The sequence below is a fragment of the Avrilella dinanensis genome, assembly GCF_002807015.1.
In the GTDB taxonomy this organism is placed as follows: domain Bacteria; phylum Bacteroidota; class Bacteroidia; order Flavobacteriales; family Flavobacteriaceae; genus Flavobacterium; species Flavobacterium dinanensis.
This window is the reverse complement of the sequence record NZ_NIPO01000001.1, coordinates 989,245-1,012,265: the sequence shown is the minus strand read 5'-3', so window position 1 is coordinate 1,012,265 and position 23,021 is coordinate 989,245. Positions and strand designations below refer to the sequence as shown.

At 36.4% G+C, this 23,021-nt stretch carries 18 protein-coding genes; 4 read left to right on the top strand and 14 right to left on the bottom strand.

Annotation, left to right across the window (positions count from 1 at the left end):
• Nucleotide 1 precedes the first annotated feature (1 nt).
• Nucleotides 2-2,536 carry a DEAD/DEAH box helicase family protein gene (locus CDL10_RS04775; RefSeq protein WP_100677482.1) on the top strand — a complete coding sequence of 845 codons (2,535 nt, stop codon included), beginning with the start codon at nucleotides 2-4 and terminating at the stop codon, nucleotides 2,534-2,536.
• A gap of 86 nt (nucleotides 2,537-2,622) precedes the next feature.
• A complete protein-coding gene (locus CDL10_RS04770) occupies nucleotides 2,623-3,717 on the top strand; it encodes a Fic family protein (RefSeq protein WP_100677481.1) in 1,095 nt (364 codons plus the stop codon).
• A 314-nt stretch (nucleotides 3,718-4,031) separates the two neighbouring features.
• Here the strand turns inward: CDL10_RS04770 and CDL10_RS04765 are convergent, their stop codons facing one another.
• The 6 genes from CDL10_RS04765 to recG all read right to left on the bottom strand — a co-directional run bounded on the left by CDL10_RS04765 (nucleotide 4,032) and on the right by recG (nucleotide 10,856).
• Nucleotides 4,032-5,192 carry an ABC transporter permease gene (locus CDL10_RS04765; RefSeq protein ID WP_100678644.1) on the bottom strand — a complete coding sequence of 387 codons (1,161 nt, stop codon included), beginning with the start codon at nucleotides 5,190-5,192 and terminating at the stop codon, nucleotides 4,032-4,034.
• Nucleotides 5,193-5,194: 2 nt separating this feature from the next.
• Complete coding sequence (locus CDL10_RS04760) at nucleotides 5,195-6,145, bottom strand: HlyD family secretion protein (protein WP_100677480.1); 951 nt, start codon at nucleotides 6,143-6,145, stop codon at nucleotides 5,195-5,197.
• Between the two features lie 7 nt (nucleotides 6,146-6,152).
• Nucleotides 6,153-7,532: a TolC family protein gene (locus CDL10_RS04755; RefSeq protein ID WP_100677479.1), complete on the bottom strand. Its 1,380-nt coding sequence runs from the start codon at nucleotides 7,530-7,532 to the stop codon at nucleotides 6,153-6,155.
• Entirely contained in the window at nucleotides 7,529-7,981 is a 453-nt protein-coding gene (locus tag CDL10_RS04750) for a MarR family winged helix-turn-helix transcriptional regulator (protein WP_100677478.1), read from the bottom strand. The genes CDL10_RS04755 and CDL10_RS04750 overlap by 4 nt, the downstream gene beginning before the upstream one ends.
• Nucleotides 7,982-8,085: 104 nt before the next feature.
• Nucleotides 8,086-8,664 carry a non-canonical purine NTP diphosphatase gene (locus tag CDL10_RS04745; protein ID WP_100677477.1) on the bottom strand — a complete coding sequence of 193 codons (579 nt, stop codon included), beginning with the start codon at nucleotides 8,662-8,664 and terminating at the stop codon, nucleotides 8,086-8,088.
• Nucleotides 8,665-8,747: 83 nt separating this feature from the next.
• On the bottom strand, nucleotides 8,748-10,856 hold the full coding sequence (gene recG, locus CDL10_RS04740) for an ATP-dependent DNA helicase RecG (protein ID WP_100677476.1): 2,109 nt from the start codon (nucleotides 10,854-10,856) through the stop codon (nucleotides 8,748-8,750).
• A 74-nt stretch (nucleotides 10,857-10,930) separates the two neighbouring features.
• On the opposite strand from recG, the gene CDL10_RS04735 reads away from it, so the two are divergent.
• Together CDL10_RS04735 and CDL10_RS04730 are read left to right on the top strand one after the other, a co-directional pair.
• On the top strand, nucleotides 10,931-11,941 hold the full coding sequence (locus tag CDL10_RS04735) for a peptide-N-glycosidase F-related protein (RefSeq protein WP_100677475.1): 1,011 nt from the start codon (nucleotides 10,931-10,933) through the stop codon (nucleotides 11,939-11,941).
• 112 nt (nucleotides 11,942-12,053) lie between these two features.
• The gene (locus CDL10_RS04730; protein WP_100677474.1) at nucleotides 12,054-13,835 is read left to right on the top strand and encodes a MutS-related protein; all 1,782 of its coding nucleotides are present in this window, start codon (nucleotides 12,054-12,056) and stop codon (nucleotides 13,833-13,835) included.
• A gap of 137 nt (nucleotides 13,836-13,972) precedes the next feature.
• Here CDL10_RS04730 and CDL10_RS04725 read toward each other — a convergent pair whose 3' ends face one another.
• From CDL10_RS04725 to menA, 8 genes are all read right to left on the bottom strand, one after another.
• Nucleotides 13,973-14,752, bottom strand: coding sequence for a nitrilase family protein (locus CDL10_RS04725; protein ID WP_100677473.1), 780 nt, complete (start codon nucleotides 14,750-14,752; stop codon nucleotides 13,973-13,975).
• A 140-nt stretch (nucleotides 14,753-14,892) separates the two neighbouring features.
• Nucleotides 14,893-16,545 carry an ELWxxDGT repeat protein gene (locus CDL10_RS04720; RefSeq protein ID WP_100677472.1) on the bottom strand — a complete coding sequence of 551 codons (1,653 nt, stop codon included), beginning with the start codon at nucleotides 16,543-16,545 and terminating at the stop codon, nucleotides 14,893-14,895.
• Between the two features lie 220 nt (nucleotides 16,546-16,765).
• On the bottom strand, nucleotides 16,766-17,320 hold the full coding sequence (locus tag CDL10_RS04715) for a hypothetical protein (protein ID WP_100677471.1): 555 nt from the start codon (nucleotides 17,318-17,320) through the stop codon (nucleotides 16,766-16,768).
• Nucleotides 17,321-17,568: 248 nt separating this feature from the next.
• A complete protein-coding gene (locus tag CDL10_RS04710; RefSeq protein ID WP_100677470.1) occupies nucleotides 17,569-18,192 on the bottom strand; it encodes a porin family protein in 624 nt (207 codons plus the stop codon).
• Nucleotides 18,193-18,303: 111 nt separating this feature from the next.
• Nucleotides 18,304-18,912, bottom strand: a complete 609-nt coding sequence (locus CDL10_RS04705) for a response regulator transcription factor (RefSeq protein ID WP_100677469.1) — start codon at nucleotides 18,910-18,912, stop codon at nucleotides 18,304-18,306.
• Nucleotides 18,913-18,940: 28 nt separating this feature from the next.
• Nucleotides 18,941-20,950 carry an ATP-binding protein gene (locus tag CDL10_RS04700; RefSeq protein ID WP_100677468.1) on the bottom strand — a complete coding sequence of 670 codons (2,010 nt, stop codon included), beginning with the start codon at nucleotides 20,948-20,950 and terminating at the stop codon, nucleotides 18,941-18,943.
• Between the two features lie 257 nt (nucleotides 20,951-21,207).
• Complete coding sequence (locus CDL10_RS04695) at nucleotides 21,208-21,888, bottom strand: metal-dependent hydrolase (RefSeq protein WP_100677467.1); 681 nt, start codon at nucleotides 21,886-21,888, stop codon at nucleotides 21,208-21,210.
• On the bottom strand, nucleotides 21,842-22,801 hold the full coding sequence (menA, locus tag CDL10_RS04690; protein ID WP_100677466.1) for a 1,4-dihydroxy-2-naphthoate octaprenyltransferase: 960 nt from the start codon (nucleotides 22,799-22,801) through the stop codon (nucleotides 21,842-21,844). Before menA ends, CDL10_RS04695 begins: the two co-directional genes overlap by 47 nt.
• Nucleotides 22,802-23,021: the final 220 nt, after the last annotated feature.

Genomic DNA, 23,021 nt, shown 5'->3' with positions numbered 1-23,021 from the left:
AATGGCATTTCTACACGAAATATTCAACAATCCGTTTGCCAAAAAGGCTTTGGCACAAGTGGAATTACCAAATTATATAACCGACAACCTGAAATATGCCATACGTCCTTATCAGGAAGAGGCTTTTAAAAGGTATTTGTATCTGGAGCAGGAAGATTTTGAGGAAAAGCCAAACAAACCGTATCATTTGCTTTTCAATATGGCAACTGGAAGCGGTAAAACGATGGTTATGGCAGGTTTGATATTGCATTTGTACGAAAAAGGCTATCGTAATTTTCTGTTTTTCGTAAACAGCAGTAACATTATTCAAAAAACCAAAGACAACTTTCTGAATCAGAGAACATCAAAATATTTGTTCAAAGACAAAATCGTCATTAACGGAAAGAATGTTTTGATTAAGGAAATAGACAATTTTGACGAAGCTGATAATCAAAACATCAACATTAAGTTTGTCTCCATTCAGATGCTTACTTCGGGTTTGCTCTTAAATGTGAGGGAAAACGGTTTAAGCTTTGAAGATTTTGAGGACAGAAAGCTTGTTCTTATAGGGGATGAAGCCCATCACAATAATGCTGATGTTTGGGGAGATTTGGTGGAGCGTATCCATAAAATGAATTTTGACAATATTCTTTTGGAGTTTACCGCAACTTTGGACTATGAAAGTAGAAAAATAGTCGAAAAATATCAGGATAAAGTGCTTTATAAGTACGATTTAGCTCAATTCCGAATAAATAAATATTCCAAGGAAATCAACTTGGTTCGTTCGCATTATGACGAGCAAGACCGTATCATTCAGGCTTTGATTTTGAACCTGTACCGTCAGGAACTGGCTACTTCAAATAACATCAACCTAAAACCTGTTATACTGTTCAAAGCCAAACGAACTATTAAAGAATCGGAAGAGAACAAAGAAAAGTTCCATAAACTGATTGATGATTTTTCGATAGAAATGATTGAGAAAATCCAAAGAACTTCTACCGTTCCGATTGTACAAAAGGCTTTTAATTTCTTTGAATCCAAAGGTATTTCGACCAATGAAATCGTCAAACGCATACAAGCCAATTTCAAAGAAGAAAACTGCCTAAGTGCCAACAACGATACCGAAACGGAAAAGAACCAGATATTGCTCAACACTTTAGAAGACGAGAACAATCCGATAAGGGCTGTTTTTGCCGTTCAGAAACTCAATGAAGGCTGGGACGTGCTGAATTTGTTTGATATAGTCCGTTTATACGAAGACCGTGACGGAAAAAACGGAAAGCCTGGTAAAACCACACTGTCAGAAGCACAGTTGATTGGTCGTGGAGCTCGGTATTATCCGTTTGCTTTGGAAGTCGGACAGGATAAATACACCCGAAAATACGATGATGATATTTCCAATGATTTAAAGGTATTGGAAGAATTGTATTACCATACCAAAGAAGACAGCCGTTATATTTCGGAATTGAAAAAAGCTTTGGTTGAATCAGGTATTTATGAAGATGATGAGCATTTGGTAAGAAAACAACTTACCTTAAAATTGGATTTTAAAAAGACAGATTTATACCTGAACGGATATGTTTTTGCCAATAAAAAAGTTCCGAAAAACTTTAACAATATTAAATCTTTTTCCGATTTGGGAGTTAAGAAAACGGATTACCGTCATACGCTTTCTTCGGGCATAGGAAAAATGTCAAGTGCTATGGCTTTTGAAATGGAACATCCTGTTTCCAATAATGAAGTCATAAAAGGCAAAGAAGTAAATCTGTCGGATATTCCCAAGCACGTTGTTCGTTTTGCGTTGAGTCAAAATCCTTTTTTCTATTTTGATAATTTATCGCATTATTTTCCCAATATAGATTCTCTTTCTGACTTCATAGAAAATAAGGATTATTTAGGTGATTTGAAGATTACGTTTAAGGGAACACACGACAGACTTCAGGAAATTACACACTTTGACTATTTACAAGCTCTCAACGGACTTTTGCAAAATATTGAAACAGATATTAAGAATAATTCCACAGAATACGAAGGTTCGGAATACATCAAAAAACCGTTCTATGAAACTTTTACAGATAAAGAAATCAGAGTGCGAAAAGGAGATGTTCGTGAAAACGGTCAGGAAGAGTTAATAGCTAAGGAGTCTTGGTATCCTTTTAATGCCAATTACGGAACCAGTGAAGAAAAAAAGTTTGTAGAACTTTTTGCCAAACGGTTTAATGGTTTAACCGAAAAGTTTGAGAATATCTATCTTGTCCGAAACGAAAGGCATTTAGCCATTTACGATAAATCGGGACGTGCTTTTGAACCTGACTTTTTATTGTTTTGCCAACAACGAGACGGAGAAAGGTTAACATTTCAGGTTTTTATAGAACCCAAAGGGAAGCACCTAATAGCATACGACAAATGGAAAGAAGACTTTTTAAAACAAATCCGTGCAGAACAAAAGACTATTCCGTTACATACAGACAAATATCTGATTACGGCTGTTCCGTTTTATAATTATGAAAATGAAAATGAGTTTGCGTTAGAGTTGAAAAATGTGTTGGAAAGATAGAAAGTACTTTTGCGGAGAAAAACACTTTAATTACCGCAAAATATGCGGAGAATAATTTGTATATTTACCGCATAAATTCAGAATCAATGACAACTTATATACATCAACTTAAAAACTGGGCTAATTTCCAATGGAATGAGCAAGATTTTATTTCACTGTTAAGTGAAGTTAGAAACCTGCAAGGCAAACTTATGGGTAAAGTTGAATTGCTTGGTTTTGAATTGAAAGACGAAGCCAATTTAGAAACATTGATACAAGATGTTGTTCAGTCTTCCGAGATAGAGGGAGAAATTCTAAATCCTGAACAAGTTCGTTCATCAATTGCAACAAGGTTAGGTTTGGAAGATTCAGGATTACAACATTCCGACAGACATATTGATGGAGTTGTAGAAATGATGCTGGATGCTACTCAAAACAATGATAAAACATTGAGTGATGAAAGGCTGTTCGGTTGGCACGCTGCATTATTTCCAACAGGCAGAAGCGGAATGTATAAAATCGAAGTTGCTAAATGGCGTTCAGGCGATATGCAGGTAGTTTCGGGTGGAATGGGCAGAGAAATTGTGCATTACGAAGCACCAAAGTCAGAACTTTTAGAGCAGGAAATGAAACAGTTCATAGATTGGTTCAATACAGAATCTAATTTAGACCCTATACTGAAAGCTTCTGTTGCTCACTTATGGTTTGTAACCATACATCCATTTGATGACGGAAACGGTCGTATTGCTCGTGCTATTACCGATATGCAACTTTCTAAAGCTGATGGAGTAAACCAACGCTTTTACAGTATGTCGGCACAAATTAAAAATGAGAGAAAGTTCTATTACAAAATATTAGAACACACGCAAAAAGATGATTTAGATATTACAGAATGGATTGTTTGGTTTCTTGAATGTTTGAAGAACGCAATACTTTCTTCTAATACAATTATTGATAAAGTTGTAAAGAAACATCAGTTTTGGGCAAAAAATGCGGGTAAAATTAGGAATGAACGTCAGCAAAAAATGCTCAACAAGCTAATGGATAACTTTGAAGGCAATCTAACAACTTCTAAATGGGCTAAAATGATGAAATCATCACAAGACACCGCTTTGAGGGATATAACGGATTTGGTAAATAAAGGAGTTTTGGTAAAGGCAAAATCAGGCGGAAGAAGCACACATTATGAGCTTAAATTGTAAAATTTAGTTTTTTTGTATCTTTGATAGTATCAAATGATATTATGGGGTATCGGATCCAACCTTAAAAACATTCAATTTTGACTTTGTTTGACCTATGAAAAGCCTTTGTTTTCTAATGTTTTGTCCCGAAAAATTAAAATCTCATCAAAGTATTATATAAAGGGATTTATAGATATACTTTAAGTTCTTCATCGGTAAGTAGAGTAGTTTAATAAATATTAGTTAGTATGCGAAAAAAACTGAAAATTCTTATATCTTTATCAAGAACTTTCAGGTTTAAAAATCAGTGAATTATGTTTTTATTGCTCCCAAAGTCATATTTCTTCTTTCAGCACATTTTTCCTTTTGAAATACAACAACACGCCACTTAAAATCAACCCAATGAATGCAATAAGCAGCATATTAAAAATATAAGGATAAGTCAAAGTCACTGATCCATTTTCGACAATGAGAATCCGGAATGCCGGCAGAAAATGCGTAAGCGGAATCACTTGTGCAATCCATTGTATCCAAACAGGCATTTGGCTAAGTGGCCACGTAAACCCGGACAGAATAAAACTCGGTGTAGCAATTACCATCAGTACTTCGGTAGCTTTGAGCTGATTAGGAATCATGATACTGACCAAAATTCCAATAAAACTGACAGACAGCACAAATACACCGGCAATCAACGTTAGTGTGCCGATATTTTCATGAAAAGGAATTCTGAACCACAGTGTAAACAGATAATACAAAATCCAGATACCAAAACTCATGATTAAATATGGAATTACTTTGACTGCAATCATTTCCCATACCGATTTTGTCCGGCGTGCCAGCTCGGCGAAAGTTCCGTTTTCAAACTCTGAAGCGAAAGACAATGCAAGTCCCAGCAATAAAACCTGTTGCAAAACGGTGGCTAAAATTCCCGGCCAAAGAAAATACATATAGTTTGTACTTCGGTTATTTTGCTTGATAAATGTAGTTTTGAAAGGTTCGTACTGGCTTATGAGTAATTCTTCCGGAACACCCTGCTTTCTCAAGGTTTCTATCTGTGTGCCGGCTTTTAATGTTCCTAAAACCAACTGTATGGCTGATGCTCCGTAATTGGCAGTCAGCACATTGGACGTATTGACTAATGTTAATATTTCCGGATTGCGTTTGGTTAAAACTTCGCGTTCAAAATCTTTCGGAAAAAAGACCACACAAACCGCATCATTCTTTGCAACGGTTTCATCGAGGCGCGTTTCGTCATAAATGATTTCAGCAATATGAATAACCTCGTTGTCATTCATCATCTCTATGGCTTTGTTTGACATGGAACTCCTGTCTTGGTCAACCACCACAATGGGTAAATCGGTTACTTTTCCTTTCCCGTAAACATACCCTAACAAAATTCCGTACATAACTGGCGCTCCGATGAATAATAAGCGTAAGATTTTGTTGTCCCAAAACAACCGGAATTCCCGTTTTAGTAATTCTAAAAATGTTTTCATCATTATTGTTTTAATATTACCGTTGATTTGGTCAGAATGTCTTCGGTTTGGGTTGTTTGTTTTGGCAACACAATCATTTCGTACAAAGCATTCTGCATATCGTAATCCGGATAGGCAGTAGCAATATTGGCATAGGCACCGATTTGTTTAATGTTTTGTATTTCCGCTTCAATATTCTCATTGAGATAAGGAACAAAAACATGAATTGTTTCACCTTTTTTGTATTTTGTCAAATCGCTTTCGGGAATAGTAAAACGGAAATGAATCGTATTGGACAAAACGCCTTTAAATAAAGTATATCCCGGCAATGCCAATTCGCCTTGCTTGAGTGTGATTAAATTAATCTGCATATCCTGCGGTGCGATGATATAACGCTCTTTTTCTGCTACGCTGACTTCCTGCAATGCCCCGCTCGCTCGATCTTGTTGCCCGAGAGCCATCATTTGTTGTTCTATCCGGACACCGTTTTGCACATCGGCAATTTCGGCATCAACCGCCAGTAATTGTGCCTGAGCACCCTGATACTTAGCAAAAACCTCGTCGTATTGCTGTTGAGGAATCAGTGAGTCTTTGACCAAAGCTTCCATCCGGTTAAGTGATTTTTTGGCAAATTCGTACTGTTCTTTCAAAGCCGATTTTTTGGCATTCAGTTGTTTTAACTGATTTTGTGTAGCACCGGTAGTTGCCATCTGATATTGTGCCTGTGCTGATTTAACCGCACCTTCAGCCTGTGCTTTTTTGGCAGAGACTTCCGGAATATCCAATATAGCGAGCGTATCTCCTTTTTTGACAAAGTCGCCTTCCTTGACAAGGATTGTTTCGATGCGTCCGGCGAGTTTGCCTACAACCGCCAATTCGTCCCGTTCTACTTTTCCTTGTAATTCCTTGTCTGTGTTACTGCCACAAGCAATGAGTAACATGGATGAGGTTATGGCTAATACAATTTTTCTCATGATATAATTATTTTACAGTCAGATATTGCGTTAATGTTCCGGTTGATTGATAGGTTTCAATCGCTTTTTCTCTTTGTTTAGCAATCGCTTCATACCAGTCGAATGAAGCTTTGAACGTATCATTTTCAGCTTCCAGCCGGTTGTTAATGCCCATTAATCCGTTGGCATATTGTTTCTGAGCCAATGTGTTGTTGTTTTCTGCAATTTGTTTACGCTGTTGATGAATGGTCATTTGCTCTGTGGCTGTCTGGTATTCCGATTGATTTTTTGCCAGTAGTAAATCCAGTTTTTCTTTGGCATCGTTTAATTTCAGGTCGATTTGTTGCTGACTAAGTTGTGCCTCCTTGATTTTTTCTTTCCGTTCAAAACCTTCGAAAATACTCCATTTCATTCCAATACCGACCATAAAATTAGGATGTAAAGTCAATTCGTTTAGCCGAAACTCAGCATTTCGGTTTATTTGGTTTAGATATACATCTGATTTTAGATCAAAAACCGATGCATATTGATAAGATGCGAAAGCACCTATGTTGGGCAACAGACTTCCTTTTTCTTTTTTAATGGCATATTCATTGGCGGTTTTGAAAGCTTCCAGTGCTTTGATCTCATTTTTGTTATCTGCAGACAGTTCGCTTTGAACAATAATAGGTTCGAGTTGATAAACGGTATTCAATATTGTGCTTTTGTCCAGTTTGGTCGCTTGTATAAGTTTGAGCACCAAAAGCTCTTTTTTGCTTTCCACATCTTTTCTTTTAGACGCCAACTCGAGCTGAGCCAGCTTGATTTTATCCCGGTCATAAGGAATTGCCAAACCGGCAGAGATGGCTTTTTCCACCCGTTCAGTTTCTTTGTTTAATCTTTTTTCACTGTTATCGAGTAGTTTTTCTGCTTCGTGCAATAAAGCCAATTGGTCAAAACTTATAATAATATCCTTAATAATTTCATCTTTTTGGTTTTCCATCAGATAAGCGGTTCCCTCATTTTTATATTTCAACGCTTTGGCTCCGTTCGTAATTTGCCCACCGCTGAAAATAACCTGATTGAGTTTGAGTCCGCCTACGAAAGCTTGTCCGGAATTGTCAAAAGTGGTTTTTCCGTCAAAAAGCTGTATGCCTGTGAGTGGCAGTGTTTGTGTTGGTACATCAACGGTGAGCTCATTGTTGAGGTAAGCATACATTGCACTGGCTTCCAATCGGGGTAGGAATTTTTGTTTGATTCCTTTTTGCTTCATTTCCATTTTTTGGATTTCCAGATGATTGTTTTGCATCTCTACATCGTTCATTACAGCTTGTTGAATGGCATCATACAAAGATGGTGAAACGAGAATTTGTGCATACATTCCGCTCGCTGCCATAAGGCTGATTAAGGTAAGAATCAATTTTTTCATGATAGCTCTTTGTTAATATTCTCAAATATGAGTTGAAAACTGTCTCTGATATTCAAAGTTTGTTCTTCTGTCAGATTTTTGGTAGCAATATCAATGGTTTCGTTGACGACATTCATCATCGGAATTTCGATATTTCTGCCTTTTTGTGTAAGGAATATCAGCTTAAGCCTTCGGTCATTTTTATCGGCTTTACGCTCGACATAACCTTCTTTTTCCAGATTATCAATCAAACGGGTAATGCTGGGTTTGTCGCGATAAGTTGCTTCTGCTAGTGCTTGTTGTGAACAGCCGTCGTTTTTCCACAACACCGCCAGAATAGACCATTGTTCCCGAGTCAGATAAATATCGTTGTCTTTGAATTTTTTTACTAAAAATCGGTTGAGTAATAGTGGCACTCTGCCCATGAGCAGGTTGTACTTATTTTCGTTACTTAATTTAGTCGCTTTCATAAAGAAGGTTGTTTAAACAACAGCAAAGTTACATAAACAATGGTTTATTATGCAACTATTATTTAAGTGTTTTTTTAATTCTTCTTTAAAATATTGAATATTAGTTATTTAGTATTTGTTAAAAAATAAATAAGTTGTTTAACCGCTTTTCCCCTGTGGCTGATGATGTTTTTTTGTTCTATATCCATTTGGGCAAAAGTGTGGTCAAAACCACTTGGTGTAAAAACAGGGTCATAACCAAAACCATTTGTCCCGATTTTTTCGTGGGTAATATTTCCTTCCACAATACCGGTAAACAGATGTTGTTCATTATCGATGTTGAGAGCAATGACTGTTTTGAACCGGGCTTTCCGGTTCGTTTGCTCAGCTAATTTTTTCAGCACTAACTCTATGTTTTTATCATCATTTTTATCTTTTCCGGCATATCGGGCAGAATATACGCCGGGTTCGCCGTTCAGTGCTTCAATTTCGAGTCCGGTGTCATCTGCAAAACAGGGCAAACCGTATTTCTCAGTAACATAATTTGCTTTGAGAATCGCATTACTTTCAATGGTATTGCCGGTTTCCGGAATATCTTCGGTACAGTTGATATCAGCCAAAGACAATATTTCTATATCATCTGGCAATTGATTACTGATTTCTCTGACTTTGTTGAGGTTGTTGGACGCAAATACTATTTTCATAACTTAGATTATTTTTTTACCACAAAGGCACAGAGAAAAAAGAAAAACTTTGTGCCTCTGTGTTTTTTTTTGTAGTTATTTTTTTAACTGATGAAGCTATACAAACCGCTTTTCTTCATAATTTGTGTTAGAACTAATTTAAGTTTTTGGTGTTCAGGATTTTCTAATTTGATATCGTTTTGTAAAAGTAATACCGCTTGTTGTCGCGCCAGTGATAGAATTTGCTGGTCTTTAACCAGGTCTGCCATTCTCAGATTAAGCACGCCGCTTTGTTGCGTACCCATTAAATCACCCGGACCGCGTAGTTTTAAATCTACTTCGGCAATTTCAAAACCGTCATTGGTACGGCACATCGTGTCCATTCGTACCTGTGAATCGTTGCTGAGTTTGTTTCCGGTCATTAAAATACAATAACTCTGGTCGCCACCTCTGCCCACGCGCCCCCGAAGCTGGTGCAGCTGAGATAACCCAAACCGTTCGGCACTTTCGATAACCATCACGGTGGCATTCGGGACGTTTACACCCACTTCAATAACAGTGGTCGCTATCATAATCTGGGTTTCTCCTTTAACAAACCTCGCCATTTCACGGTCTTTTTCCGTAGCGGTCATCTGTCCGTGTACAATACTGATGGCGTAATCGGGTAGGGGGAAATCTCTCGAAATTCCTTCGTAACCGTCCATCAGATTTTTGTAATCGAGCTTTTCACTTTCCTGAATCAGCGGATACACCATATACACTTGTCTGCCTTTGGCAATTTCGTCTTTGACAAATTTCCAGACTCGTAGCCGTTTGCCTTCATAATAATGTATGGTCTGCACTGGTTTTCTGCCCGGAGGTAATTCGTCGATAACGGAAACGTCCAAATCGCCGTACAAACTCATCGCCAAAGTACGCGGAATCGGTGTGGCAGTCATTACCAAAACATGTGGTGGCAAATGATTTTTTTTCCATAGTTTCGCCCTTTGGTCCACGCCAAAACGATGTTGTTCATCAATAATTGCCAGTCCCAGATTGTTAAATTTAACTGGGTCTTCCAGAATGGCGTGTGTGCCAATTAATATGGTCAGGTTTCCGTTGATTAAATCTTCCAGAATCTGTCTGCGTTGAGCAGTTTTTGTTGAGCCGGTGAGTAGCCCAATATTAACCCCGATTTGCCCTGCCCATTCCTGTAATCCGTTAAAATGTTGATTAGCAAGAATTTCTGTCGGTGCCATAATACACGCCTGAAAATCATTGCCGATAGCGATTAACGCCGACAGGAATGCAACAACTGTTTTCCCTGAACCGACATCGCCTTGTAACAACCGGTTCATTTGCACAGGCTTCGCCATATCGGAACGGATTTCTTTAATCACTTTTTTCTGTGCATTGGTCAGCGGAAAAGGTAAGTGATTATTGTAAAAATCATGAAATTTTTCCCCTACAATTTCAAACGGATAACCTTGTATTTTCTGTTTTCTGAAAATATTCTGGTTGATGAGCTGCATCTGAATCAAAAACAATTCTTCAAACTTGATTCGGTATTGAGCTAGATTCAGTTTTTCTGCTGTTTCCGGGAAGTGGACGTGAAAAATAGCTTCTTGTTTTGATACCAGATGGAGTTTTTTTCTTAAATCTATTGGCAGAATTTCCTCCAATGCCGGCAGGGCATAATTCACGGCTTCGGCAATAATCCGCTGAATCACTTTGTTGGAAATATTCCGTTTGCCCAAAGTTTCGGTTGATGGATAAACCGCTTGCAGACCAGATTGAATTTTGTTTTGGTGTTCTTCGTACAATTCCATTTCCGGGTGGGGCATGGAAAGCGTTTGCCCATACCAATTGGTTTTTCCGAAAATGACATACGGCACATTAATTTTCAGGTTGTCGTTTATCCATTTGTGTCCGCGAAACCAAACCAATTCCATTTTAGATACGCCGTCCGTAAACGTGGCTACCAATCTTTTTCCGCGTTTTTGTTCAACGGTTTTCAGATGAATTATTTTTCCTATAATTTGGACTTCACTTTTGTTGTTTTTGGTTAATTCGTTGATTTTGTAATATTTAGTACGGTCTGAATATTTGTAGGGAAAAAAGTGAAGTAACTCGTTTACTGTAAATATTTGCAGTTCTTTTTTGATAATATCAGCCCGATTAGGTCCAACGCCTTTCAGATATTCAATAGGTAAATTCAAATCGGGTTGCTGCATAAATATTTATATAGAATTAGGTTTTTCAGAAAAATTTAATATTTTTACGTAAAATTAATCCAAAACATTGAAATATGAAAAAAATACTTTTGTTAGGACTACTTACTTTTGGTTTTATTGCTTGTAATAATGACGATAGTTCGCCGGAAGGGACAACTAATGTAAAAACATTTCAAAACGTTAAAGTAGCATTTGGGGACGGATTTGAGCAAAGTGCCGTTGGTACTTTTAATTTTCCGTCTGATTCTGAAAAGATTAAATCGATTAAGATGTATATTCAGGATATTTGCCCGAATAAAGAATGTGACGAATGGGATAGATATGCGAATGTATATGTAAAAAACCAGGAAACAGGAGAATGGTATGAAATCGGACGGTTTATTACGCCGTACTGGGTAGGTACAGAGTTATTGGAACGTGGTTTAGAAGTAGATGTAACTGATTTTAAATCACTACTTAAAGGGCAGACTGAATTAAAGATATATACCGAAACCTGGTTGGCGAAAGGAAGAACATATAGTGTTGATTTTGACTTTGTTTATGGCGAGCCGGACTATAAATATTCGGCTGTGGTACCGGTTATGCAATACAATCATTCTTCGATTGACGGAGTACCTTATGGGGTAACGCATAATCTGGATTTGACCAAAAGCATTCAATTGCCAAGTGGAGTAGAGAAAGCATATCTTCGTACGATTATTTCAGGTTGGGGGCACGCTACGCCGTATGATACAGGTGGCAGAGGTTGTGCTGAGTGGTGTTTCAGAACGCATCACGTTGCCATTAATAACGCACCGACTTTTGAGCATGAATTAGGTCCGCTTGGTTGTGCGAGTAATCCAATAAACAATCAATCACCTGGAAACTGGACAGGAGATAGAGCTGGTTGGTGTCCAGGAATGGTTGTTCCGGTAAGAGAAGATGAATTGAGTAGCGGATTGATTGGAAGTAATTTTAGTTTTGAATATCAGTTTGAAGACTGGACAAGCAATGGTAATGGAGGAAATGCATTTTACGCCATTTCAACCTTTGTCGTGGTAAAAAGTAATTCGCCGATTAACAATCTTCCGGTAGTAACGGATTGATAATTTTTCCGGTTCAGATATTTAGAGCACAGCAATAATTGCTGTGCTTTTTTCTTTTGAGTCCCTGGAATTTTATCCTTAACTTTCGCAGTCTTTAATTTAAAAAGGATTTATGACTAAAATTTATCAGGAAAACGTAATAGAACAAACGCAAATAGTCAGTAAATTAAAAAGAATTTCAAATGTGTTGAGTTTGTTGAGATTAGCAGTTGTGGTGCTGTTTCTGACCAGTTTATATCAGGTTTTGATTGAACAATCGGTAGCCGATATTTGGCAATTATTGATTTATGGTTCGGCAGCAGTTTTCTTGACTTTGCTGTTGATATATCAAAGAAATGCCAAAAAACTGGCGTATCACAAGCAATTATTAGCTATAAATAAAGATGAATTTAATTATTTGACTAACAATGATTTGCCTTTCGATAATGGTAAAGACTTTATCGACAGCCAGCATGCCAACAGTTTCGATTTGGATTTGTTCGGGGAAAAATCACTTTTTCAGCATATCAACCGCACAAAACTTACTTTAGGAAAAAAGAAGTTAGCTCAGTTATTTACCGAAACAGTTAATCCGAAGGAAGTTATTCGACGTCAAAAAGCGGTTCAGGAATTAAGTGAAAAATTCTCACTAAGACAACATTTTTCGGTGCTTTCCGCCTTGTCGGAAGATAAGGAAGAATATATGGATAATTTGAAGCGTTGGGTAAATAGCGACCAAAAAAGCAAGAAAGGTTTAGCGTTTTATTTGTCCTGGTTATTTCCGGTGTTGTTTTTCGTTCTGGTGGTTTTGTATGCTTTCGACAATACTTTAATTGATTCAAAATGGATTGGTTATTTGTTTATAATCAATATGTTATCAGTAGGTTTTAACTTTAAACATATCAATGGCGAAATTCAGAACTCGTCCAAGATTGCTCAAACCTTATCGACCTATTCCGGATTGATAAAAACGATAAAAGAAGTTGATTTTCAGTCTGATTTGTTAGTGCAAAAACAGAAGGAACTTGCCTCAGAAACCGTTTCGGCCGATTTGCTTATCAAAAAATTATCCCGCTTGTTTGAACAGCTCGACACCATCGCCAATATGTTTGTAGCGATTTTGCTCAATGGATTGTTTCAATATCATAACCACGTATATTACAGAGTTGTCAAATGGAAATCTGCTTACAGCCGGCAACTTTTCCATTGGTTGAATACTGTTGCGGATATCGAAGCACTGAACAGCGTAGCTAATTTTGCCTATAATAATCCGAAATATGTTTATCCGGCAATTAACGAAAATAATCATTTTGCTTTTCAACAGCTCGGGCACCCTTTAATCGAAAAAACGAAAAGAGTTTGCAACGATATTGATTTCAGGCAACAACGATTGACGATTTTGACCGGTTCGAATATGTCCGGAAAAAGTACTTTTCTGAGAACAATTGGCGTAAACTTGCTATTGACCGGGGCGGGGTCGCCGGTTTGTGCGACGGAAGCAACCGTTTGCCCGATTCCGCTTTGGGTTTCTATGCGATTAACCGATTCGCTGAAAGACGGCGAATCTTATTTTTATGCCGAAGTAAAAAGGTTAAAACAAATTGTGGTGGAAGCACAGCAACAACCGGTTTTTGTGTTGTTAGATGAAATTCTTCGCGGCACAAACTCTGACGATAAAACGCAGGGAACGATTGGCGTGATTGAAAAAATGGTAAATTGCGGAGCAACCGGAATGATAGCAACGCATGATTTGGAAGTTTGCACAGTAGAAAATAAATATCCGAATGTGTTGACGAATAAATCCTTTGAAGGAATTATTGCCAATGATGAATTGTCTTTTGATTACAAATTACGCGACGGTATTTGTCAAAATAAAAATGCCACCTTCATTATGAAAAAAATGGAAATTATATAGTATGCCGGGTGTCAAAAGCGACCTGCAAGATTTATATCTTAATTGCGATTTAACTTACGTATATATTGAAAAATGATTGGTGGATTTTATCAAAATATTTAAATATTCGTATTTATAAAGAATAAGAAAAATTTGTATTATGGGTTTGGAATAATGATAAAATCATCTGCATCGCGGAGGAAATTAAATTTTTTTCTGGCTTTTTCCAGGTTGTTTTTCTCTGATTCTACAATTTTGATACCTTCATTTTCGTATGGTTCAATCAGGTAATTACCCATGTAATCAACGGCTTGTGAATGTCCAGAATAAAAAATACCGGCTGGGTCAGTACCACAACGGTTTACACCAATCACATAACTCATGTTTTCCACCGCACGGGCTTTGAGCAATGTATCCCATGCATCAATCCGTTTGTCTGGCCAAGAAGCAACATAAATCAGCATATCATAATCTTCATTTTGGATTCGTGAAAATACCGGAAACCGCAAATCATAGCAAACTTGCAGAGCGATTTTCCAACCCAGATAATCTACAATAACCCGGTTTTTTCCGGCAGCATAATGTTTGTCCTCTTTTGCCAGTGAAAACAAATGCCGTTTGTCGTAGATTTGATAATTTCCGTCGGGATAAACGAACATCATTCGGTTGTAATAAGCATTTTGTTCCTTAACCACAAAACTGCCTGTTATAGCAAAACGGTGTTTTTGTGCAGCATTTTGCAACCATTGCAGCGTTTTGGAATTGGTAAATTCTTCCGCAGATTTTTCCGGATTCATCGTAAAGCCAGTGCTAAACATTTCGGGTAATACAACCAAGTCTACCTTATCTGCCAATGAATTTAATGCCTGAGTGAGATACGCCAGATTTACCTGTTTGTCTTCCCAAATCACATCAAATTGTACCAATGCTGTTTTCATCTTTCAAAGATAGGGAATTTTGATATAATCGGTTATTTGTGTAAATACATTACCAAAATTAAAACAGTACAAATGGGAATATTCGTACTGTTTAATCTAAAAATTTTTTATTGGGTTAATTCTGCAATATTTTTCAGAATCTACAATTTTGTAAATTTTGAAGAAAATGACTGGCCGCTACTTTCTTTGGCTTTAATAATATAGAGGCCTTTACCTAAGCTACTTATGTCAATATTGTCTTTTTTGTTTTCAGACAAAACAAGCTTCCCTAAAATGGAATAAACCTGAACATCTTCGAGTTCTTCCGAGAAATAGAGGATATCAGCAGAAGGATTCGGATATAATTTCACTTTACTATTTTGGAATATTTCTTCAATAGACACATTGTTGTCTCCGATAACATATATGCTTGGTCCAATATAAACGTTGTCTATGTAATCGTGGTAGTAGGCAGGAAAGTACAGGTTATTATTGAATACTTGTAATTTATCTGTAAAACGCAGTGCATCAAAATTTGGGTTTTCAGGAAGTATAATCTGAGTGGTTTCGGCAGTTCCTTCAGTTACCCATAGCTGATGACCATACTCTTCATTGGTAGTTGTAAAGTATAGTTTATCATCTAAAACAGTAAGGTTGTATGGTCCGCAATAGTTGCATGGTGCGCCACTTTCATTACCTTCGGTAATATCTATAACCAGGTTTGTTCCTTCCTCAGTTCCGTCGGTTACCCATAGCTCAGGTCCATGTATGCCATCATTGGCTGTAAAGTACAGTTTCCCGTCAAGTTCAGCCATAAAAGGTCGCATATATCCCATGGGCCGCTGTTGTGGATACCAATAAGATTGCCCATTTATACTTGTTGAGTTGATGTCTTTTACCATATGCGTTGCTTCTTCTGTTCCGTCGGTTACCCAAAGTTCAGAGTAGGAAGCATAAAAATATAAACTTCCATTACAGACAAATAAATCCTGAACACCATCATTAAATCCCATAATCATATAAGTTCCAGTGAGCGTTCCATCAGTCACCCAAAGACCTTCATTAGCACCGATTTTACCCGAAAAATATAATTTATCATTATATATTGTCAGTTCGTTGGCGTTAACATTATAAAAAACGTGTGTTCCGACTTCTGTACCATCACTTACCCAAAGCTTCAGTCCATAACCATCATCTACTGTGAAGTATATTAAATCGTTATAGATCACCGGAGGGTGTTCATCAAAATACTCGCTATGAGTCATAGAACCATGATATGGGTTAATATCTTTAACCATAAATGTTCCGGTTTCTGTTCCGTCACTTGTCCATAATTCGTGTCCGTACACACCGTCATCTGCCCAAAAATATAGCTTGTCGTTGTATGCCATCAGGTTTTTTGGGCTGGAGGAGCTATTTGGTTTTATATCTTTAACCAAGTAAGTTCCTTCTTCTGTTCCGTCTGTTGCCCATAATTCTTCAAGAATGAAAGGGGCATTGCCCACAAAATAAACAAGTTCTCCTGCTCCTGTAATGTTCATGGGGTCAGTGGCCATCTCTTGTTGTGAAAAAACTAAATGTGTACCGTTCGTAGTTCCGTCAGATGCGTGCAATTCATAATCAAAATCGCTGTCGCCAGTGTGTGCTTTGAAATAAATTTTATCTCCATAGGTTGTTATTTCTGAGTAGGAACCCCAGAAAAAGGGTACGTCTCCATCATTTGGATTAATATTTTTAAGCAAAACAGGTGTTGTCTGGGCACTCATAGTTAATATGACACCTAAAAAAAGCAAAATTATAAGTTCTTTTTTCATAATGAGTTAATTTAATTTTTTGTTTTTACCTGTTGGGTAAAATTAGTTTTTGATGATAATTCCTTGCTATTTTGAGTAGGTTTTTTATTCCGTTTATCATCTGAATATTAGAATACGAAACAGTTCCGATAAATATTGGGAGAAATTAACTTTTCGGATAGCCTTTTTATGTTTTAGTAATTTGAATTAATTACATTTCTTACCCGATTCCGACTGAACCTTAATCTTCATGCACAGGATTTCCTAACTGTTCCCAAGTCAGTAAACTACAACCTTGTTGGGATTGATAACTCGCATAAACAACCGCATTAGCATTAAGCTCTGTAAACTCAAATACCTGACTTTCTCCATAATTGTTAGAAATTTTAACCTTTGATTTTGAACTGTCTGTCCATTCCCAATCGTTATATGCGAAAGGAGTTCCGTTTATCCCGTCTTTATAATACATTTTACCGTTAGGAAAAAACGCATAATAATAGCCATCTTCATCAATTTCTTCCACGTCATTTTCTCCTTCGCAATTATACTCGATTTCCCCATAAATATACTTCCACCATTTTTGTGAGTTCGTTTGTGAAGTTGTCATTGATGAAGATGATGCACTTCCTTCATCATACCCTGTTAAAGTAACAAATCTTTCTCCGACAGGAACTATTTCTCCTTTAGGTACACCATTAAGATAATCCTTGTTTCCTCCGTTGTCATCGCTGCTGCACGAAATGACCATTAGTCCTAATGAGAAAACTAAACCGATTGTTTTTAATAAATTCTTCATTTTATATCTTTTTTAGTTAATTATTTTGACAAATGTAAAGGCTTTATCTAAACGAAAAAATACCCCGATTAGGGTATTTTTTCAAAAGAAGGTTACTTGATAACCATTAGATTTACACCAACAAAAGATAAATTAATAAAAAAACCTTACCCTTTTTTAGAAGAGTAAGGCAACATAAATATAGCTATTGGTAGATGAATAAATGTACTAATTCAAAAAACTATTTTTATGAAATAACTTATTCTTCTTTAAAATCTATATCCTACGGATACCTGAATTACTGAGTTTTTAACTTTGTAATCCCCTTCATCATCTCCTAAGTCCATAATGTTTGACAAACCTAAATTGTAACGAGCTCCAACAAAAATATTTTCAGTAAAATTATACCCCAATCCTAAATTCAGACCAAAATCAATAGATTTATAAGAATCTTTAACATCCATTCCGTCTTCTGATCCAGATTCTCCCCACTCAGTGTCATTATAGCTGTAATCTTCTTTTGCACTTAACAAAAGCCCTACCTGCGGACCAGCTTCAACAAATAGCGACTCTGTTGCATAATACTTCAACATCAAAGGAATGTTTAAGTAACTTAATTTTACTTTACCTTCCTCCGAGAAACCTTCTTCCGAAAACTCGTATTTCGCTCCCTGAATAGAGTATAGCAATTCGGGTTGGAAAGCGAATTGCTCTGCAAGTTTAATCTCTGCAAAAGCTCCTAAATGAAACCCAATTAAAGATTTTGTGTCTTCAACATCTCCTGTTTGGTTAGCAATGTTTAGACCTGCTTTAGCTCCAAATTTGATTTCTTGTGCATTACCTGCAATCGTAGCTACAGCTACAAATAATAATGATAGTACTAATTTCTTCATTTTTATTTTATTTAAGATTTAACACAGCAAACCTAAACAGAAAAATGATGTTAAAAAATACCCTAATCAGGGTATTTTTCAAAAACAGAAATGTAAAATTGCTATACTAAATTAAACCAAACCTCTTTCGATGGCGTATTTAACCAACATAGATTGGTTTTTTAGTCCTAATTTGTTGCGAAGATTTTTTCGGTGTGTTTCCACCGTATGTAAACTAAGGCATAAATCATCTGCTATTTGGTTTGCAGTATGTCCGAGTGCGATGAGTTTTAATATTTCTTTTTCTCTTTGTGTAATATCAAATGTTTCGGAAGATTTGATATTATTGAATTCAGAAGTTTTGCATTGTTCGCCAAATACAACGTCTAAGATAGCTTCTTTAAGGATTTCGATATTGGTGCATTTCGACAAGTAAATATCTGCTCCGTTGTGCATTGCATTCAAAACAAACTCCTCGCTGTAAAAGCTCGACAAAATCATTATTTTAATATTGCTGTTCAGCTTTTTGATTTGTTTGCAACATTCGATTCCGTCCATTTCGGGCATATTGATATCTAATATAACGATATCCGGTATGTTGTGGTTAATCAGGTTAATTAATTCTACTCCGTTATCAGCTAACCCGATAATCTCGACTTCCTCAACTTCTTTCAGTACCATCATAAGCGCTTCAGAAAAAAGCCGGTGGTCGTCTGCAATCATTAATTTTACCTTGTCCATATCATATGATTTAACGGATTACTTATCATCATACCGGAAGTTCAAACAAAATATTTGTGCCTTTTCCGGAAGGCTCAAATCTAACTGTTCCTTTTAGCTGGTTTACGCGTGAGTAAATACTCTTCCAGCCTACTCCCTGCTGTGCTTCTGACTCTGAAAAACCGATACCGTTATCAGAATAATTCAAAATAATATTTTTTCCCTTTGCCTCTAATTTGAGCTGAATAGAATCAGCCTTTGAATGCCTGATAGCATTCGAGAATAATTCCTGTATGATTCTGTAAACATTGATTTTGGTTTGTGAATCAAACTTAATATCTTCAGAAAATTCATAACTGATATATAGATTCTTGGTCTGATTGATACTTTTTACAAGCTCGTTTACGGCAGAGTTCAATCCGAATTTTTCCAGTGTAGGCGAAGATAATTCTCTTGAAATTGCTCTTACTTCATCAATGCTCATCTGCAATAAATCCAACCCTTTAGCTAAATTATTTCTGGAGGTTTCATTCTCTGATTTATTTTTTTCGGATTCTACATAAAGCTTAATGGTGGCTAACATTACCCCTAACCGGTCGTGCAATTCGTGGGCAATTTTTTGCTTGGTATTTTCTTTGCTTTCAAGTATTTTTATAACAGATTTCAGTTCTTCTTCTTTCAGTTTTGAAAGCATTTCCTGTTTTTCGATTTCGTGTTTTTTTCTTTGATTGGAATTTCTCATTCTCAGTAAAACCAAAAGCATGACAATGATAAGAATAACCGAAATAAGTGATATGATGACAATCAGATTATTTTTAATTTGTTTTTCCTTTTGCAGATGGGAATTTTGAAGTTCCGTGATATGTTTTTCCCTGTTTTCGGAATCATATTTAGCTCTTATCCAAGCAATGTTTCTCAAACTTTGTTCTGAAAGAATTTCATTATGCTTTTCGGAAGATTTTTGAAAGTAATACAACGCATTTTTGTAATCTCCTTGCTTTTCGTAAGATTCACTTAACAAATTTGTGACTGTCATAATTCCATTTTTGTCCTCTGTACTTTCATATATATCAAGAGCTTTTTCTAAATCTGTAATGGCTTTGTCATATTGTTCCAGCCATTTATAATTTTTAGCTCTCTGAAAATAAACTTTTCCGACCCACTTTTGAGCTCCCAAATCCTGATATGTTTTTAACGACCTGTTAAGGTAATCTAATGCCAAATCAAAGTTACCTTCACTATGATAAATATTTGCTATGTTATCATAGGCCATCGCTGTTCTAAAGGCATCTTTGTTGTTCTGAGCTAACTGCAATGCTTTTTCGTTATAATACATAATGCTATCCTTGTCTTCAAAGAGTTGATACACTACGGCTAAATTATTATAAACAAGCGTAACTTCACCTAATTCATTTTCTTTCTTTTTATACTCCAAAGACTTATTTATTAAGTCTAAGATATTCTTTTTTAGCGTGTTTGCCTCTTTTTCATAAAGTGTTCCAGATTGCTTTTTTGTATAAGCCCACCGCATTAAAGTAATGGCATAATTAAGCCGAATATGAGCTAAATGGTCTTCGAATACTTCATCTGTTTTTACCCCTTCTTGGCAAACTTCTATAGCTTGTTGAAAAGTTTCTGTAGCTTGCTCATATTCTGTTTTTTCCATATAAAGACGAGCCATTCCCTGAAGTACAGCACTTCGTGTTTGCAGGTTGTGGGTTCTTTCATAAAGAGCCTGTAAATCCTGTAAAGTTTGCTCTGTTTTATCCATATCACCCGCCAGAACACAGGCATTGTAAATCAACCTGAGAGATTTATCAAGGAGCATATCATTATTTTCTTTTACAGCCAATTCTTTTAGTTTTTCTGCAGTTTCTAAAGCTTTGGCTAAATCAAAAGTTTGATATTCCGCAGATAACTCTTCGTATATTTCTGCCTTATGCTGTATATCTTTGGAATTTATTAACTCAGACTCAAGACTATCCACCCGCTGCTGGTTTTGTCCGTATAGTGATAACCCAACAAAAAACATAATAAAAAAGAGGTAATATATTTTCATATTTACAGTTTAAATTGTATAAATATTTTGCAAATTAACGTTTTATTTTTATTATTAAAAGAATAGGGTTGGTAAAAAATAAATGATGAATCCGATAAAAGTGATATTTAAAACTTGTTTCTACAAATGTAAAGGCTTTGTACAAAGTAAAAAATACCCTAAAAAGGGTATTTTTGTCGATATGATAGTATGGAGGTTTTTTTTTTGTAAGCTTATTTTATCTATAAAAAATTTAAAGATGAAACAAAAACTACTTGCTATTTTAACTCTATCGAGTCACCAATCGGCAGTAAAATCAATTCTTTCTTTTTGTTGGCAAATTTTTGTTTGGCAACTTCGTGGTCGATTTTAATATATCCGAAAGTATCGTAGTGGTAGCCTAAAACATGATTGACATCTAAATATTCTGCGGCAATAGTAGCATCGTCCACGTCCATTGTAAAATTGCTTCCGATAGGTAAAATTGCTAAATCCAGAGGATTTCTCATCGGAATGAGTTTCATGTCATAAGTCAAAGCGGTATCTCCGGCAATGTAGATGTTTTTCTCTTCGGCTTCGATTACAAAACCACCGGGTTGCCCGCCATAACTCCCGTCCGGAAAACTACTTGAGTGAATAGCGTTGACATATTTTACTTTTCCAAAATCAAATTCCCACGTTCCGCCGTGGTTCATCGGGTGCGTTGTAAAACCTTTGGCTTCGTAATAACCAGCGATTTCGGCATTGGAAACAATGATTGCTCCTGTGTTTTTCGCAATCGTTTCCACGTCCAAGATATGGTCACCGTGAGCGTGCGTAATCAGGATGTAATCTGCTTTTAAAGCGTTTATATCAATATGTTTGGCTAATTCATTACCCGAAATAAATGGGTCGATAATCAGGTTTTTTCCATTAGCTCCAATTGCTAAAGAAGCGTGTCCAAGATAAGTTATTTTCATAAATTAGTGCATTTAAAATTAGTGCAATTGAAAGCAATAAAGATATAAAAAAAGTACTTAACGACAAACGTTTTAACTCTGGATCTAACAATCGGGGATTTTTTGTTTTGCCAACTATTCCAATATTTTTCAACAAAGGGATAAAGCCGATGGCATAAACAAATTGATACCACTTTGAAAACACATTCATAGCGTAAAGATTGATGAATATCACTGCGAATATGATTAAATAAAAATGGTATTGTTTCGCTTTTTCATAGCCCATTTTTACCACCATTGTTTTTTTGCCCATGACAGTATCATTTTCTACATCACGCATGTTGTTCATATTCAATACCGCCATACTCAGTAAACCGATTCCTGATGCAGGAAAAACGATTTTCCAATCCATAGAATGCCCGAATAAATAATAAGTTCCCAACGTGCTGACCAATCCGAAAAAGATAAACACAAAAACATCGCCTAATCCTTTGTAACCATAAGCCGAATTGCCCACCGTATATTTTATCGCTGCACCCACACAAGCTATCGCCAATACGAAATAGATGATTGCCTGAAGAAAATTTGCATTTCCAAAAGACGTATAAATCACTCCGACAGAAGTTATCAGCGACAAAACCAACGTGATGATAATCGCATTTTTCATCTGCTGTTTGGTAATTTCGCCGCTCTGTACCGCTCTTTTAGGACCTACCCTGTTTTCGTTATCCGTGCCTTTGACCGCATCGCCGTAATCATTGGCATAATTGGACAAAACCTGAAAAAACAAAGTCGTCAGCAAGCATAAAATCACGATAATGTAATAATTCGATTGTGTGTGGTAGTTTTGATATGCCGCCGCACTTCCAACCAAAATTCCGGATATTGATAACGGAAGTGTTCGCAGACGAGCTGCTTTTATCCATTTTTTCATATTTTTATATTTTTGCCACTAGTTATTTTTTACTTTAAATCTATGCATCTGTGGCTTTATATTATCTGTTTTACAAATCTCACAATAGTGTCAAGAACCAAAGGTTTTGCGTCTTTATGTGCCGTGTGCCCGGCATTCGGAACAATTAGCTTTCGAAACTGGTCATTTTTTGTAATATAAATTTGATGTCTGAACAAAAAATCTGATGTTCACTTTCCAA

Excerpts from the sequence above, each read along its gene's own strand:
- CDL10_RS04775 (WP_100677482.1), top strand. The coding sequence starts at position 2 with ATGGCATTTCTACACGAAATATTCAACAATCCGTTTGCCAAAAAGGCT.
- CDL10_RS04770 (WP_100677481.1), top strand. The coding sequence starts at position 2,623 with ATGACAACTTATATACATCAACTTAAAAACTGGGCTAATTTCCAATGG.
- CDL10_RS04765 (WP_100678644.1), bottom strand. The coding sequence starts at position 5,192 with ATGAAAACATTTTTAGAATTACTAAAACGGGAATTCCGGTTGTTTTGG.
- CDL10_RS04760 (WP_100677480.1), bottom strand. The coding sequence starts at position 6,145 with ATGAGAAAAATTGTATTAGCCATAACCTCATCCATGTTACTCATTGCT.
- CDL10_RS04755 (WP_100677479.1), bottom strand. The coding sequence starts at position 7,532 with ATGAAAAAATTGATTCTTACCTTAATCAGCCTTATGGCAGCGAGCGGA.
- CDL10_RS04750 (WP_100677478.1), bottom strand. The coding sequence starts at position 7,981 with ATGAAAGCGACTAAATTAAGTAACGAAAATAAGTACAACCTGCTCATG.
- CDL10_RS04745 (WP_100677477.1), bottom strand. The coding sequence starts at position 8,664 with ATGAAAATAGTATTTGCGTCCAACAACCTCAACAAAGTCAGAGAAATC.
- recG (WP_100677476.1), bottom strand. The coding sequence starts at position 10,856 with ATGCAGCAACCCGATTTGAATTTACCTATTGAATATCTGAAAGGCGTT.
- CDL10_RS04735 (WP_100677475.1), top strand. The coding sequence starts at position 10,931 with ATGAAAAAAATACTTTTGTTAGGACTACTTACTTTTGGTTTTATTGCT.
- CDL10_RS04730 (WP_100677474.1), top strand. The coding sequence starts at position 12,054 with ATGACTAAAATTTATCAGGAAAACGTAATAGAACAAACGCAAATAGTC.
- CDL10_RS04725 (WP_100677473.1), bottom strand. The coding sequence starts at position 14,752 with ATGAAAACAGCATTGGTACAATTTGATGTGATTTGGGAAGACAAACAG.
- CDL10_RS04720 (WP_100677472.1), bottom strand. The coding sequence starts at position 16,545 with ATGAAAAAAGAACTTATAATTTTGCTTTTTTTAGGTGTCATATTAACT.
- CDL10_RS04715 (WP_100677471.1), bottom strand. The coding sequence starts at position 17,320 with ATGAAGAATTTATTAAAAACAATCGGTTTAGTTTTCTCATTAGGACTA.
- CDL10_RS04710 (WP_100677470.1), bottom strand. The coding sequence starts at position 18,192 with ATGAAGAAATTAGTACTATCATTATTATTTGTAGCTGTAGCTACGATT.
- CDL10_RS04705 (WP_100677469.1), bottom strand. The coding sequence starts at position 18,912 with ATGGACAAGGTAAAATTAATGATTGCAGACGACCACCGGCTTTTTTCT.
- CDL10_RS04700 (WP_100677468.1), bottom strand. The coding sequence starts at position 20,950 with ATGAAAATATATTACCTCTTTTTTATTATGTTTTTTGTTGGGTTATCA.
- CDL10_RS04695 (WP_100677467.1), bottom strand. The coding sequence starts at position 21,888 with ATGAAAATAACTTATCTTGGACACGCTTCTTTAGCAATTGGAGCTAAT.
- menA (WP_100677466.1), bottom strand. The coding sequence starts at position 22,801 with ATGAAAAAATGGATAAAAGCAGCTCGTCTGCGAACACTTCCGTTATCA.